This is a genomic window from Serratia sp. CY31944, assembly GCF_052169175.1.
GTDB classification, from domain to species: Bacteria; Pseudomonadota; Gammaproteobacteria; order Enterobacterales; family Enterobacteriaceae; genus Serratia; species Serratia sarumanii.
Window position 1 is genome coordinate 165180 of sequence record NZ_JBJNLG010000001.1, and the last position, 13789, is coordinate 178968.

The 13789-nt window shown below is 57.6% G+C and carries 14 protein-coding genes; 6 read left to right on the top strand and 8 right to left on the bottom strand.

Annotation, left to right across the window (positions count from 1 at the left end; translation table 11 throughout):
• Positions 1–14: 14 nt before the first annotated feature.
• The 3 genes from nudB to ACJ8IN_RS00780 form a co-directional block, all read right to left on the bottom strand.
• The gene (gene nudB / locus ACJ8IN_RS00770) at positions 15–461 is read right to left on the bottom strand and encodes a dihydroneopterin triphosphate diphosphatase (RefSeq protein WP_004932373.1); all 447 of its coding nucleotides are present in this window, start codon (positions 459–461) and stop codon (positions 15–17) included.
• Positions 461–2245, bottom strand: coding sequence for an aspartate--tRNA ligase (aspS, locus tag ACJ8IN_RS00775; RefSeq protein ID WP_047571600.1), 1785 nt, complete (start codon positions 2243–2245; stop codon positions 461–463). The genes nudB and aspS overlap by 1 nt, the downstream gene beginning before the upstream one ends.
• 74 nt (positions 2246–2319) lie before the next feature.
• The gene (locus ACJ8IN_RS00780) at positions 2320–2550 is read right to left on the bottom strand and encodes an FmdB family zinc ribbon protein (RefSeq protein ID WP_320204121.1); all 231 of its coding nucleotides are present in this window, start codon (positions 2548–2550) and stop codon (positions 2320–2322) included.
• 215 nt (positions 2551–2765) lie between these two features.
• Between ACJ8IN_RS00780 and ACJ8IN_RS00785 the strand changes: the two genes are divergently transcribed.
• The 5 genes from ACJ8IN_RS00785 (at position 2766) to cmoB (ending at position 6525) form a co-directional block, all read left to right on the top strand.
• Entirely contained in the window at positions 2766–3344 is a 579-nt protein-coding gene (locus ACJ8IN_RS00785; protein ID WP_094859964.1) for a hydrolase, read from the top strand.
• A 53-nt stretch (positions 3345–3397) separates the two neighbouring features.
• Positions 3398–4213 carry a DUF72 domain-containing protein gene (locus ACJ8IN_RS00790; RefSeq protein ID WP_308326150.1) on the top strand — a complete coding sequence of 272 codons (816 nt, stop codon included), beginning with the start codon at positions 3398–3400 and terminating at the stop codon, positions 4211–4213.
• A 102-nt stretch (positions 4214–4315) separates the two neighbouring features.
• A complete protein-coding gene (locus ACJ8IN_RS00795) occupies positions 4316–4711 on the top strand; it encodes an MAPEG family protein (RefSeq protein WP_004932387.1) in 396 nt (131 codons plus the stop codon).
• 102 nt (positions 4712–4813) lie between these two features.
• On the top strand, positions 4814–5557 hold the full coding sequence (gene cmoA / locus ACJ8IN_RS00800; protein ID WP_103773588.1) for a carboxy-S-adenosyl-L-methionine synthase CmoA: 744 nt from the start codon (positions 4814–4816) through the stop codon (positions 5555–5557).
• On the top strand, positions 5554–6525 hold the full coding sequence (gene cmoB / locus ACJ8IN_RS00805) for a tRNA 5-methoxyuridine(34)/uridine 5-oxyacetic acid(34) synthase CmoB (protein ID WP_103773587.1): 972 nt from the start codon (positions 5554–5556) through the stop codon (positions 6523–6525). Before cmoA ends, cmoB begins: the two co-directional genes overlap by 4 nt.
• Before the next feature lie 36 nt (positions 6526–6561).
• On the opposite strand, the gene ACJ8IN_RS00810 is transcribed toward cmoB, so the two are convergent.
• The 4 genes from ACJ8IN_RS00810 to cutC form a co-directional block, all read right to left on the bottom strand.
• Positions 6562–8394, bottom strand: a complete 1833-nt coding sequence (locus ACJ8IN_RS00810) for an FKBP-type peptidyl-prolyl cis-trans isomerase N-terminal domain-containing protein (protein ID WP_308325788.1) — start codon at positions 8392–8394, stop codon at positions 6562–6564.
• A complete protein-coding gene (locus ACJ8IN_RS00815; RefSeq protein ID WP_033654407.1) occupies positions 8391–8795 on the bottom strand; it encodes a hypothetical protein in 405 nt (134 codons plus the stop codon). The genes ACJ8IN_RS00810 and ACJ8IN_RS00815 overlap by 4 nt, the downstream gene beginning before the upstream one ends.
• Before the next feature lie 315 nt (positions 8796–9110).
• A protein-coding gene (locus ACJ8IN_RS00820) for an IS3 family transposase (RefSeq protein WP_373275763.1) occupies positions 9111–10357 on the bottom strand; the annotation gives its coding sequence in 2 pieces (ribosomal slippage) (positions 9111–10009 and positions 10009–10357; 1248 coding nt in all).
• Positions 10358–10535: 178 nt separating this feature from the next.
• Positions 10536–11294, bottom strand: a complete 759-nt coding sequence (gene cutC, locus ACJ8IN_RS00825) for a copper homeostasis protein CutC (RefSeq protein ID WP_033634860.1) — start codon at positions 11292–11294, stop codon at positions 10536–10538.
• 101 nt (positions 11295–11395) lie between these two features.
• On the opposite strand from cutC, the gene ACJ8IN_RS00830 reads away from it, so the two are divergent.
• Positions 11396–12544, top strand: coding sequence for a MalY/PatB family protein (locus ACJ8IN_RS00830; RefSeq protein ID WP_308325790.1), 1149 nt, complete (start codon positions 11396–11398; stop codon positions 12542–12544).
• On the opposite strand, the gene ACJ8IN_RS00835 is transcribed toward ACJ8IN_RS00830, so the two are convergent.
• Entirely contained in the window at positions 12541–13107 is a 567-nt protein-coding gene (locus ACJ8IN_RS00835) for a VOC family protein (protein WP_033647652.1), read from the bottom strand. The genes ACJ8IN_RS00830 and ACJ8IN_RS00835 overlap by 4 nt on opposite strands.
• Positions 13108–13789 lie beyond the last annotated feature (682 nt).

Sequence of the window (13789 nt, forward strand, 5' to 3'; positions counted from 1 at the left end):
ATCTCCGAAAAAAACTACTGGACTGAATTGATCACGAACTCTTCAATCGCCTGCTGATTGCTCCACGACTTGGTCAACTTCACGGCCTCGGCCGCCTCAAGCCATTGGTAAGCGTGATGCTCGGTAATCACCGGATCGCGCTCTTCGGGCAACGCCAGACAGAACCAGTGCTCTTTATTGCGCGTGGTTCCCGGCGCATAGCGATGCCGCAAATGGACAAAGAGTTCAAACTCCACGCAGCGCTGGCAATCGAACAACGGCAGGTGCTCTGCTTCGATATCGATGCCGACTTCTTCCATGACTTCACGCCGCGCGGCATGCGGCGGCGACTCATCCTGTTCCAGGCTGCCGGTGACCGACTGCCAGAACTCGGTATCGTCGCGCCGCTGTAACATCAGCACCCGACCACTGGATTTCGCATAAATCACTACCAGGATAGATTCAGGGCGCTTGTAACTCATCACTCGCTCTCTTGTTCCGCACCGGCTTTCTTTACCACGCTGATCGCCAGCTCCTGCAGCGCAGCCGGGTTAGCGAAGCTCGGCGCGTCGGTCATCAGACAGGCCGCCGCGGTGGTTTTCGGGAAGGCGATGACGTCGCGGATGTTGTCGGTGCCGGTCAACAGCATCACCAGACGATCCAGGCCGAAGGCCAGGCCGGCGTGCGGCGGCGTACCGTACTTCAGCGCGTCCAGCAGGAAGCCGAACTTCTCGCGCTGTTCGTGTTCGTTAATGCCCAGAATGCTGAACACCGTCTGCTGCATTTCGCTACGGTGGATACGCACCGAACCGCCGCCCACTTCGTAACCGTTGATCACCATGTCATAGGCGTTGGCGATGGCGTTGACCGGCGCTGCCTCCAGCTCTTCCGGGCTCATGTCGCGTGGCGAGGTGAACGGGTGGTGCATGGCCGCCAGGCCGCCCTCTTCGTCTTCTTCGAACATCGGGAAGTCAACCACCCACAGCGGTGCCCAGCTGTCGAGTTGGGTCAGCGCCAGATCGCGCCCCAGCTTCAGACGCAGCGCGCCCATCGCATCGGTGACAATCTTGACGCTGTCGGCGCCGAAGAACAGGATATCGCCGGTCTGCGCATCGGTGCGCGCCAGGATGCCTTCCAGCACGTCTGCACTGAGGAATTTGGCGATCGGGCTCTGCACGCCTTCCATGCCGGCGGCGCGGTCGTTGACCTTCAGCCACGCCAGGCCTTTGGCGCCGTAGATATTGACGAAAGCGCCGTACTCGTCGATCTGCTTGCGGGTCAGCTGTGCGCCGCCCGGTACGCGGATCGCCGCCACGCGGCCTTTGGCGTCGTTGGCCGGGCCGGAGAACACTTTAAACTCGACGTCTTTGACCAAGTCAGCCACGTCCACCAGCTCGAGCGGGTTACGCAGGTCCGGCTTGTCGGAACCAAAGCGACGCATCGCTTCGGCGAAGGTCATGACCGGGAAATCACCCAGATCCACGCCCTTCACGTCCAGCCACAGCTCGCGCGCCAGTTTTTCCATCACTTCACGTACCTGATCGGCGGTCATGAAGGAGGTTTCGACGTCGATCTGGGTGAATTCAGGCTGACGGTCCGCACGCAGGTCTTCGTCGCGGAAGCATTTGACGATCTGGTAGTAACGATCGAAGCCGGACATCATCAGCAGCTGTTTGAACAGCTGCGGGGACTGCGGCAGCGCGTAGAATTTGCCCTTGTGTACGCGGCTCGGCACCAGGTAATCGCGGGCACCTTCCGGCGTCGCCTTGGTCAGCATCGGCGTTTCGATATCGAGGAAGCCGTGGCTGTCCATGAAGCGGCGCACGAAGCTGGTGATTTTGGCGCGGGTCTTCAGACGCTCGGCCATTTCCGGGCGGCGCAGATCCAGGTAGCGGTATTTCAGGCGCGCTTCTTCGCTGTTGACCTGATTGGAGTCCAGCGGCAGCGGCTCGGAGCGGTTGATGATCTCCAGCGCGTGGGCGAACACTTCCACTTCGCCAGTGGCCATATCTTTATTGATCTGGCTGTCCGGACGCGCACGCACGGTGCCGACGATCTGGATGCAGAACTCATTGCGCAGGTCGTAGGCCTTGTCGAACGCCACTTTCTGGTCCGGATCGAAGAACACCTGCACGATGCCTTCGCGGTCGCGCATATCAATAAAGATCAGGCCGCCGAGATCGCGACGACGATTGACCCAACCACACAGAGTGACTTCCTGGCCCACGTGGGACAGATTCAACTGCCCGCAATATTCAGTACGCATACGCTATCCTTTTACACAGCCGATGCCGCGCCGGGCTACTGCGCCCCTGTCGCGCGGCTGTTATCTGATAAATTCTACTTGTTACCCGGTTTAAAATCCGTCGCATACCAGCCGGTGCCCTTAAGCTGGAAACCGGAGGATGAAATCAACTTGGTCAACGCGGGCTGCCCACACGCCGGGCAGTCTGCCAGCGGCGCATCGGAAAATTTTTGCAATTTCTCTAACCGATGGTTGCAAGCACCACATGCATATTCATAAATCGGCATAGGTCGTTGGATTAAAGAGTGTTGAAAAAAGGGAGTCATTATAAAGGAAATTCATCCGCCCGATAAGTGCGAACACAGCATTGTTACTGCACTAAATGGCGCGTTTTTGCTCGAATCAACACATCGGTTAACAAATTTCCCATTAACCTGCGACAGTTTTTTCACGTAGCCTGATTCTCCCCCGGTTCTGCGCCGAACGCAGCTCGCCCGGCGCACCGAACAGTTTTTATCCACTTCGCAACGAGATGAAATCCATGCTGAAACTTGACGCCCAAACCACCGCTCTGGTGCTGATCGATTTGCAAAACGGCATTCTGCCCTACGCCGGCGGCCCGCACAGCGCCGACCAGGTGGTGGCGAACGCCGCCCTGCTGGCCGCCCGTTTTCGTCTGCTTGGCGCGCCGGTGCTGCTGGTGCGCGTCGGCTGGTCAAACTCCTTCGCCGAAGCGCTGAAACAGCCGGTGGACAAGCCGGCTCCCGCGCCCGCCGGCGGCTTGCCGGCCAGTTGGTGGGAGTTCCCCGCGCCGCTGGCGGTCTGCGACAGCGATATTCTGGTCACCAAGCGCCAATGGGGCGCCTTCTACGGCACCGATCTGGATTTGCAGCTGCGCCGTCGCGGCATCAAATCCGTGGTATTGGGCGGCATATCCACCAATATCGGCGTGGAATCCACCGCCCGCGCCGCCTGGGAGCATGGCTATGAGCTGGTGATCGCCGAAGATGTCTGCAGCGCGCAGAACGCGGAAATGCACCGTTTCGCGTTCGAACACATCTTCCCGCGTTTGGCACGGGTGCGCGACACCGGCGAAATTCTTGCCGCGCTCGAGCGGTAACGTTAAGTTGTAGCCTGATAAGCCAAGGACAAGTAAAGGAAGACGACGCCGTGATCTACATCGGACTGCCGCAATGGCAACATGCAGCCTGGAATCGCATCGGGCTGCGTGATTTGGCGGATTACAGCCGCTATTTCAACTGCGTGGAAGGCAATACCACCTTCTACGCGCTGCCGAAGCTGGAAATCGTGCAGCGCTGGCGCGACATGACCGGTGACGATTTTCGCTTCTGCTTCAAATTCCCGTCGGACATCAGCCACAAGGCCTCCCTGCGCAACTGCGCCGCCGAGCTGCAGGCGTTTTACCACTGCCTGAGCCCGGTGCATCAACGCATCGGCCAACTGTGGCTGCAGTTGCCCGCCGCCTTCGGCCCTGACGAGCTGCCGCGCATGTGGCAGTTCTTCGAAAGCCTGCCGAAGGAATTCACCTACGGCGTAGAAGTGCGTCATCCGGCGTTTTTCGCCAAGGGCGAGGAAGAGCGTGCGCTGAATCAGGGATTGCACCAGCGCGGCATCAATCGGGTGATCCTCGACAGCCGCCCGGTGCATCACGCCGCCCCCGACACCGCCGCCGTGCGCGATGCCCAGCAGAAAAAGCCGAAGCTGCCGGTGCACGCCCTGGTCACCGCCGACCAACCGCTGGTGCGCTTTATCGGCGGTGACCAATTGGCCGACAACCTGCGCTGGTTCGACGCCTGGCAGCAAAAACTGCCGCTGTGGCAGCAACAGCATCAGCCCTATCTGTTTATTCATACGCCGGACAACGGCGATTCGCCCCAGCAGGCGCAAAAAATTTGGCAGCAGCTACGGCTGGCGATCCCCGATTTGCCTGCGCCGCCGGACTGGCCAGAACAAGATGCACTGTTTTGACCTATTAATCTGACCAATAACATCAAATATTTCCCCGCGACAGTGAATACAATGACGGCTATGATGCTGGCTGCCAGTTTTGGTTAGGGAACGGAGTTAAAAATGGTAAGCGCGCTTTATGTGGTGCTCGGCGCATTGTTGTTGATCAAACTCTCTTATGACGTAGTCAGATTAAGGATGCAGTACCGCGTAGCCTATGGCGACGGCGGTTTCTACGAATTGCAGACCGCCATCCGCGTGCATGGCAACGCCGTTGAATACATTCCGATTGCTGCCGTCTTGCTGGTGATTATGGAAATGAACGGCGCGGAAATCTGGATGATTCACCTTTGCGGCCTGATGCTGATGGCCGGGCGACTGGTGCATTACTACGGTTTACGCAACCGCGAGGTTCGCTGGCGCCGTTCGGGCATGGCCGCGACCTATATCTCTTTGTTGTTGATGGTTCTGGCAAATATCTTCTATCTGCCCTGGGATCTGATTTTCAGCCTGCACTGATCTCGTTTTATCATCAGGCGGCCGCGCCGCCTGCTTCCGCTCCGCTTTTTTGCGCTTTTCTGTTAGACTACGCAGCTTCGAATTCTGAACTGATTTGCCGCTATGCCAAACCGCGATACCCTTTTTTCCGCCCCCATCGCCAAACTGGGCGACTGGACCTTTGACGAACGCGTCGCCGAAGTGTTCCCCGACATGATCCAACGCTCCGTTCCCGGCTATTCCAACATCATCTCGATGATCGGCATGCTGGCCGAGCGCTTTGTGCAACCCGACAGCCGGGTGTATGACCTGGGCTGCTCGCTGGGCGCGGCGACGCTGTCGATGCGGCGGAATATCAAGGTGCCCGGCTGCAATATCGTCGCCGTCGACAATTCGCCGGCGATGGTGGAACGTTGCCGCCGCCATATCGACGCCTTCCGCGCCGACACGCCGGTCGATGTCATCGAAGCCGACATTCGCGACATCGAGATCGAGAACGCCTCGATGGTGGTACTGAACTTTACGCTGCAGTTCCTCGAACCGGCCGATCGCCTGCGTCTGCTGGAGAAAATCTATCGTAGCCTGCGCCCGGGCGGCGCACTGGTGCTGTCGGAGAAGTTCAGCTTTGAGGACACTGAAGTCGGCGAGCTGCTGTTCAACATGCACCACGATTTCAAACGCGCCAACGGGTACAGCGAGCTGGAGATCAGCCAAAAACGCAGCATGCTGGAAAACGTGATGCTCACCGACTCGGTGGAAGCGCACAAGGCGCGCCTGCAACAGGCCGGGTTCGAGCATGCCGAAGTGTGGTTCCAATGCTTCAACTTCGGTTCGCTGATCGCCCTGAAAGCGGGGGATGCGCAATGATCGAGTTCGGTGATTTCTATCAACGCATCGCCAAAAGCCCCCTCAGCCATTGGCTGGACACGCTGCCTGCGCAGCTGAGCGCCTGGCAACGCGAATCGCTGCACGGCAAATTCAAACAGTGGTTCAACTCGGTCGAGCATTTGCCGACGCTGACCCCAACCCGTCTCGATCTGCTGCACGGCGTGCGCGCCGAGATGGAGCCGGGCCTGTCGCCGGGCCAGCTTGAAGGCATCGAGAAAATGCTGCGCACCCTGATGCCATGGCGTAAAGGGCCGTTCTCGCTGTATGGCATCGATATCGATACCGAATGGCATTCCGACTGGAAGTGGGATCGCGTGCTGCCGCACATTGCTCCGCTGGCCGGCCGCACCATTCTCGACGTCGGCTGCGGCAGCGGTTATCACCTGTGGCGCATGATTGGCGCCGGCGCACACCTCGCCGTCGGCATCGATCCGATGCAGCTGTTCCTGTGTCAGTTCGAAGCGGTGCGCAAGCTATTAGGCGGCGATCAGCGCGCCCACCTGCTGCCGCTCGGCATCGAGCAGTTGCCGGAATTGGCGGCATTCGACACCGTGTTCTCGATGGGGGTGCTGTATCACCGCCGCTCGCCGCTCGATCATCTGTATCAGTTGAAAAACCAGCTGGTGGCTGAAGGTGAACTGGTGCTGGAAACGCTGGTGGTGGAAGGCGATCGTCACCAGGTGCTGGTGCCGGGCGATCGTTATGCGCAGATGCGCAATGTGTATTTCATCCCTTCCGCCGAGGCGCTGAAATGTTGGTTGGAGAAGTGCGGCTTCGTCGACGTGAAGATCGCCGATATGTGCGTCACCAGCCTCGAAGAGCAGCGCCGCACCGGCTGGATGACCAGCGAATCACTGGCCGAATTCCTCGATCCGAACGATCGCAGCAAAACGATCGAAGGCTATCCGGCGCCCCTGCGCGCCGTGCTGACCGCCAAAAAGCCCTAGCGCTCGCTAATCGGGCCGGCCTGGGCCGGCCCGACGTTACCCGTTGTTGACATCGACAATCCGCAGCTCATACACCATGGTCGCGTTCGGCGGGATCTGCGGCGCATAGCCCGTTTCACCGTACGCCAACGCCGGCGGCACCACCATCGTCAGCGAACCATGATTTTTCAGATGGCCGATCGCCTCGCGGAACAACGGCGGATAGGCAGAGAGCGGCTGTGACATCACCTTCCCACTGCGATCCATATCCTGAATCACGCTGCCGTCGGTTAAACTTTCCTTCACCACGATGTCCACCCGCGCGTTTTCCTTAATGGCTTCATCACCCGCATAATCGATGCGATACCAGAAACCGGAAGGCGACTTCTGCGTGCCCTTTTTCTTTTTAAACTCGGTGACGAACGCCTCGCCCTTGCTGGTTTGCACCTTCGCAGCCTGGTTCCGGGCGTCGTTCACCGCTTTTTCCGACTCCGCGAGCGCACGGGTCAACTGCGCATCGCTTAGCTGGTAATGGCCGTTGAAGGTATCGATCACGCCCGCCAGCAGCACGGTTTTATCGGGATTGATGCCCCAATTTTTACGCTCCGCCAGCATCGTTTGAATATCGCGCCCCAAAGCGACACCGGCAGCATAGCTCTGTTGCGCCGGCTTTTTCTCGAGCGCCCGCGCATCCGGCAGCCATTTGGCGCGAGAGCGCAGCCCATCCAGCTCCTCACGCAATGCCTGCTGCGTTTGGTTGGCGTCCGCTAGCGCCAATGCGTTTTTTTTTGCCTGCTCCGTCGTTTTCGCCAGTTGCAGCGTTGATTTTTCGCTTTCCGCCACCGCCGTTGCCAGCCGCTGCGCCAATGCCTTCGCCTGCTCGGCTTGCGTCTTGTTTTTTTCCTGTAGCTGCGCCAGCTGTTGCTGAAGTTCGCCCGTCGCCTTGGCGGCTTCGGCCTTTTGCTGTTCCAGCGCCGTTTTCAGGCTTTTCTCTTGCCGCTCGGCCTGTTGCCGTTGTTCATCCAGCTCTTTCTGCCGCAGTGCCAGCTGCTGCTGAAGTTCTCCCGTCGCCTTGGCGGCTTCCGCCTTCTGTTGCGCCAGCGCGGTCTTCAGGCTTTTCTCTTGCCGCTCGGCCTGTTGCCGTTGATTCTCCTGCTCTTTTTGCAGTTGCGCCAGCTGCTGTTGCAATGCGCCCAGTGCCTTGGCGGCTTCTGCCTTCTGTTGCGCCAGCTCAGCGGCGGCCGCTTGTTTGTCCTGCTCATAACGCTGGCGCGCTTTATCGTTGGCGGTCTGCGCCGCCGTCAGTTTCTCCTGCCAGTCGCTATCCGCCTGTTCAGGCAACGCCGCCAGCCGTTGTTCCAGCAAGGCGATACGCCGATCGCGCTCCTCGGTTTGTTGTTTTTCCTGCGCTAACGCTGCCTGCGCCTCGGCGATCTGCGCCTGAGCCTTGCGCTCCTGCGGCGTCAGGTTCAGCGCCCGTCGCACGCCGCTGGCGAAGTCGCTCAACGCGCTCAGATCGGGAGCAGCTGTCGGTTTATCGGCAGCCGTCAGGGACGACGCAACCCGCAACGCGGTCAGCTCCTGCTGCAGTGATTGAATAGCGGTTTGCTGTTGCTCCAATCGAGCCTCTTTCTCGCGCAGCGTCTTTTGCAACTGCGCCAGTTGCTTTCTCTGCGAGCTCGTTTCACGCGGTTGAACCGGCCGGGGCGCCGGCTTTTGGGTTTCCCGGGAGGGAGTAACCGCGGCGTCAGCTGCCGGTGCGTCCTGCCGCTGGTAGCGCTCGGCGAACTGCAGTAATGCCGGCACATCGTCATCCGCTGCGGCCATCGCTGGCGCAAACGCCAGCGGTATCATCAGGCTCAGTAATGCCTTTCTCGCACGAGGGGTCATTGGGCGCGCTCTCCGCGCTCAGCCAGGCCGGTCATCATGGCAGAACTGATGTCTGCGCACAGACGGCTGGTGCGATAACGATACAGGGCGTCGACGGTTTCCTGCGTGCCCGTGTTGACCCGCTGGCGTACCCCGGCATACTGCGCGGCGCCGCCCATCAAGGTATCGAATTCGCGTTTGAATTTTTGGTATTTTTCGTTATCCATGCCGCGCATGGCATCCAACTCGCGCTGGCACTGCTGTATACGCTCGGCTTCACGCTGCCGCTTGTCTTGTTCCGCAATGTCTTCTGCACTGGGCGGCTTACTTAATGTAGAAACAGGCCGCTTGGCGGTCTGGCAGCCGCTCAGGGTCAAGGTCAGCAAAAGCGCAGCGGTCAAACAGTGTGCCGTTCGGGTCATTATCGTTATCTCCTTGTTAAGTCCGCCGCCAACGCGCTCCGCGGCTGCATCGACGGCTCTCCTCATTAATGCTGTGATGTTCCGGCCATAGGCCGGCAATGAACAGGTATGAAAATGCAGACGTGGCGATGAGCGGCAGAGCGCAAATCATTCACCACGAAAATGCATACCAAAAAATCATTTAATATTATGATATTTAAAGGATTTTAACTCACAAACTTATCAGCAGGGCATGATGAGCGCAAGAAGAGATGGGGGGCAGTGCGACAGAGAAACAGCGTGAAACGGGCACCACGTCTTCGCAAGTGACTAGTCCTAGTATAGGTTGACACTTTTATGCCTGTAAAACGCCTGATGCACCGCATCAGGCGTTTTGTATTTTAGCGACTGGTGAGGCCGTTCTCTGTTGTAAATTTCTATCGATTCCCTCACCATCTTTCTTGCCTGCTCCAGATCTGCCGGGCGTGATAGCAAAAACTCCGTCTTCAGTATCCCGTTCACCCTTTCCGCCAATGCGTTTTGATAGCAGTCATAGCCATCTGTCATTGAGCAGATTAGCCCGTATTTTTCATGGATTGACTGGTAACCTGCTGAACAATATTGTATTCCACGGTCCGAGTGATGGATCAGTGGCTGAGTCGTTTTTCTCTGCTTTAAGGCCTGTTTCAGAGCCTGCACAGCATTGTCAGTACGCAGATCGCTGTGTACATGATGGCCCATTATTTTCCTTGAGCAGGCATCCGTTATTAGGCTCAGATAGACCATGCCATTCCGGGTTGGCAGATAGGTAATATCTGCTACCCATACCTGTTCTGGTCGCCTGACCACCACCTGTTCCGGTCCCGTTTTTAATAAATTGGGATGTCGCCGAAAACGATGATGGCTGTCCGTTGTTTTATGGTACGCCCGTCTGACTGGCACCAGCAGCCGGCGTTCCTTCAGCAGAGAGAACAACCGGTCACGTCCAACATGCAATCCATCATCTGATTGTTTATTCAGTAAATAATGCAGCTTACGGGTCCCGATACGCGCCTGACGTACTCTTATCGTTTTAACAAAATCGACGATCCGGACATCACGAACCCGCTGCTTACTAAGCCGTGTATTGTGCTGATACCAGGCTTGTCGGCTGTGTCCCAGGAACTGGCAGGCCCGGGTAATGGTTATTTTTGGGGGCTGTTTTTGCGTGAGGACTTGCCTGGCCGCTTTTTTATGACACTGATCCCATAATCATTTTTCAGCACGTTAACGACAGCATCCAGGAACTCCGCTTTCTGGGTGACAAGCTCAAGCTGTTCTTCAAGTTCCCTGATCCTTTGCTCAGGAGTTAAAGGGGCAGACGGTTGGCTCATGGGCAACTCCCGGCTGGAGAGAGGAAGACCTGGGGCCCAGTTAAGGTGGCCATGCTTGCGCAACCAGGTCAGAACGGTCGAACGACCCTGAATACCATAGCGCAGTTGAGCCTGCTTGTAGGTCATTTCGCCTTTTTCAACCTGCTCAACAACAGCAATTTTAAAAGACAAAGGATAGTCGCGTTGTGTGCGTTTAAACTCGGCCATTATCACGTTCTCCGGATTTAAGTCGAAAACGTGTCAACGCTATTCAGGACGGGTCAAAGACATAAAAAAAGCCCCGGCAAAACGCCGGGGCCTGGTACTTGCGTGATCGCCGAGGGCTCAGTGACACGCAAAGGGGTCTTACGGCCCGGAAACCGGTTGTCAAACGCGGTTAGCTGCGTGTTTATGCGCTTTGCGCCAGGGGATCAACCAAGGCCAGCGCGTTTTTCATCGCCTCCACCATTTCGCCATCCACGCAATAATGGCTGAATTCGTCAAACTCGTTATCGGAGCACATGGTGACGCCCGCCTTGCGGTAACGCATGGTCGACGGCACCAGGTGACCGGAAGAGCTGTGCAGTTCATGCAGGCCAATATCGACAAACTTGTGCAGATTGCTGAGGCGCACGCCGGCACCCGCCATGATTACCGGGCCCTGACTGGCCTGGCGCAAATCGCGCAGCAACGGCAGGCCCAGTTCGGCGCTCTGCTGCTGGCCGGAGGTCAGAATGCGCGCCACGCCCAGCTCGCTCAGTTGCTCCAACGCCACCATCGGGTTCTGGCACATGTCGAACGCGCGATGGAACGTCACCGCCATGCCCTCGCACAGCCTCATCACTTCGCGCATGCGCGGCAGATCGATGTGCCCTTCTTCGTCCAGCATGCCGACCACTACGCCGGGGAACCCCATCTCGCGGATCTGGCGAAGATCCTGTTTGATCACCTCGAAATCCACCGCGCCGTAGCAGAAATCGCCACCGCGAGGGCGAACGATCGGATGCACCGGGATCGAAACCCGCTCGCGCGCCAGACGCAGCGTGCCATAGCTCGGCGTCAATCCCCCCTCGCTCTGGCTGGCGCACAACTCAATGCGATCGGCGCCCGCCCGTTCGGCCGTCAGCGCACAGTCGACGCTAAAGCAACAAACTTCCAGTTTTATCATTGTCACCCCCAGATAACGGCCAACATACGGCGGCAATTGTTCATTTCTTCATTTCTCACGTAGGCTCATGCATAGGCATAAACCGGCTCAGGGTTGTAACTATGGCATTCAATTTTGATCAATGGGTAGACCGCAGTCACAGTGACAGCGTTAAGTGGGATAAATATCGCGGCAGCGACATCATCCCGCTTTGGGTCGCCGACAGCGATTTCACCTCACCGCCGGCGGTGATCGAAGCCCTGCAGCGCCGCGTGGCGCACGGCGTATTCGGCTACACCCACCCATCCCCTGATCTTATTGAGGTTTTTACCCGCCGCATGGTAGAGCGCTACGGCTGGCACATCAAGCCCGAATGGATCATTTTCCTGCCTGGGCTGGTGTGCGGCCTGAACCTGTGCGTGCGGGCCTGCACCGAAGGACATCAGAGCACGCTGGCCCCCTCTCCCATTTATCCGCCGTTTCGCAAAGCGGCCAAATTCGCCGGGCGCGAGCACCTCGCGGTGCCGCTGAAGGCGACCGGCCAACGCTGGGTGCTGGATTTTTCCTCGCTGCATGATCGGCTGAGCGGCAACGAGAAACTCCTGTTGCTGTGCAACCCGCAGAATCCCGGTGGCACCGTTTATCGCCGGGATGAGCTGTTGCAGCACCATCAGTTCGCTCGCGAGCACGATTTAATCGTCTGTTCCGATGAAATCCACTGCGAGCTGCTGCTTGAACCCGGCGTGCGGCATACCCCTTTCGCCACCCTGAATGACGATGCGGCCCAACGCAGCGTGACGCTGATGTCGCCGTCAAAAACGTTTAATCTCGCCGGACTGGGCGCTTCACTGGCGATCGTTCCCAACGAAGCGCTGCGACAAAAGCTGAAACGCGCGCGCAGCGGTATCGTGCCGGAGGTCAATCTGTTGGCGCTGGTGGCGGCGCAGGCGGCTTATCAATACGGGCAACCCTGGCTGGATGAGCAGCTGATTTACCTGCGCGCCAATCGCGATCGGCTGGCAAAGCGTATCAACGCCATGCCGGGTTTGACGTTGCTGCCTGTCGAGGCCACCTACCTGGCCTGGATAGACTGCAGCACGTTGCCGGTGGATAACCCGCATCAGTTCTTCGAACGTGCGGGCGTTGGGCTAAGCGCCGGTTTGGACTTTGGCGATCGGCACTTTGTGCGGCTTAACTTTGGTTGCCGATGGGCCCTGCTCGATGAAGCGCTCGATCGCATGGCGCGAGCCTGTGCGGCACTGCCTGGCTAACCTTGTTCGCTGGCGACGATGTCTCGAATGGAATAAGGATGAAACTTGATCGTGACCGTTCCGTCGGTGATGGCCAGCGTCGGGTTCGGCAGCCGTTCGCCCTCGCCTTTTGGCGAGCTTTGCTTCAGCTTGATCCCCGGTGCCAGCAACGCTTCATCGGCCAGGTGGCTCAACGCCCGGGCGTACAGCGTCTGCGGATCGCCACTGAGCACTAATTCAACGTGTTCCCAGCCTTCGTGCGGATAGCGTTTCTCCCCCGGATACGGCAGTTCGATGCAGTCTATCCGCCACGGCCCAACGGCCAGTGGCTGAGACAAATCGAACAGACAGATAGGTCGCCCGTTGATCATCGATTCGGACAGCAGTGTCCCGCACTGCATCAGCCCCTGGCGCCAGCGCTCGGCGGTGGCGTTCTGGTGACAGCGCAGAGAGATGTGATCGGCGGTAAACGCGGACAGATCAAGCCGCAATTTGGCGGCAAATTGGTGCAACGCCTGTTCGAAACGCGGCAGGTCGAGCTTCAGATCGTCAAGCTCGGCAATGGCCTGCAAGGGAGTGGTCATAGGAACCTCAAAACAACGGGGCGCAAAGTTAAACGCCGTAATTTACACGCTGGCGACAGCGCTCGCCAGCGTTGCGAGGTTTTTCGGCGGCAGTTCAGCATGATTTTTGGTTGCGGGCACGGAGAATAAAAGCCGGATTTTTATTAAGGTGGCAGCTTATTAAATCAACGGAAAAATAAAAAATAAGATTTTTCGCAAGACATTATACCTTTTCTTTATGACGCTATGATTTAAGTTATTTTGCACAAAATCCTCTGCAGGCCATTGGTCAAGCCGATTGAATCGCTGGGTTTAATCAAAACGACTCACTTATCAATGTCGCACAAATCCGCAATCACAACCCATTGTAAAAGAAGAAAATAAAACGCATTAATTGATTAAAAGCTAAGGATTATCTTAATTTAACCCCAGACAATTGATTCACCAAGACAACTCGGCTACTTTGGAGGAAATTTAAATTCGAGATGATCATTATGTTATTGCTGACGATATCCTTGGTGTTGATAATTATCGCCGTATACGCCATCTACCGTCATTTCAAATCACGCAGCGTCAACACGCTGGATGCCGGTCGCCGCAATAAAAAGCGCTAGCTTCGCAACTCTCCCCTCCGTACATTCTGTTCAGCTCATTCTGCTTTTCACCTTCCGGCAATCAACGCGCCGCACCCGACAACTGTTTC

What these genes read in the sequence shown, in the direction of transcription:
- nudB (WP_004932373.1), bottom strand. Translation starts at nt 461, where the DNA reads ATGAGTTACAAGCGCCCTGAATCTATCCTGGTAGTGATTTATGCGAAA.
- ACJ8IN_RS00795 (WP_004932387.1), top strand. Translation starts at nt 4,316, where the DNA reads ATGGTAAGCGCGCTTTATGTGGTGCTCGGCGCATTGTTGTTGATCAAA.
- cmoB (WP_103773587.1), top strand. Translation starts at nt 5,554, where the DNA reads ATGATCGAGTTCGGTGATTTCTATCAACGCATCGCCAAAAGCCCCCTC.
- aspS (WP_047571600.1), bottom strand. Translation starts at nt 2,245, where the DNA reads ATGCGTACTGAATATTGCGGGCAGTTGAATCTGTCCCACGTGGGCCAG.
- ACJ8IN_RS00785 (WP_094859964.1), top strand. Translation starts at nt 2,766, where the DNA reads ATGCTGAAACTTGACGCCCAAACCACCGCTCTGGTGCTGATCGATTTG.
- cutC (WP_033634860.1), bottom strand. Translation starts at nt 11,294, where the DNA reads ATGATAAAACTGGAAGTTTGTTGCTTTAGCGTCGACTGTGCGCTGACG.
- cmoA (WP_103773588.1), top strand. Translation starts at nt 4,814, where the DNA reads ATGCCAAACCGCGATACCCTTTTTTCCGCCCCCATCGCCAAACTGGGC.
- ACJ8IN_RS00810 (WP_308325788.1), bottom strand. Translation starts at nt 8,394, where the DNA reads ATGACCCCTCGTGCGAGAAAGGCATTACTGAGCCTGATGATACCGCTG.
- ACJ8IN_RS00835 (WP_033647652.1), bottom strand. Translation starts at nt 13,107, where the DNA reads ATGACCACTCCCTTGCAGGCCATTGCCGAGCTTGACGATCTGAAGCTC.
- ACJ8IN_RS00815 (WP_033654407.1), bottom strand. Translation starts at nt 8,795, where the DNA reads ATGACCCGAACGGCACACTGTTTGACCGCTGCGCTTTTGCTGACCTTG.
- ACJ8IN_RS00780 (WP_320204121.1), bottom strand. Translation starts at nt 2,550, where the DNA reads ATGACTCCCTTTTTTCAACACTCTTTAATCCAACGACCTATGCCGATT.
- ACJ8IN_RS00830 (WP_308325790.1), top strand. Translation starts at nt 11,396, where the DNA reads ATGGCATTCAATTTTGATCAATGGGTAGACCGCAGTCACAGTGACAGC.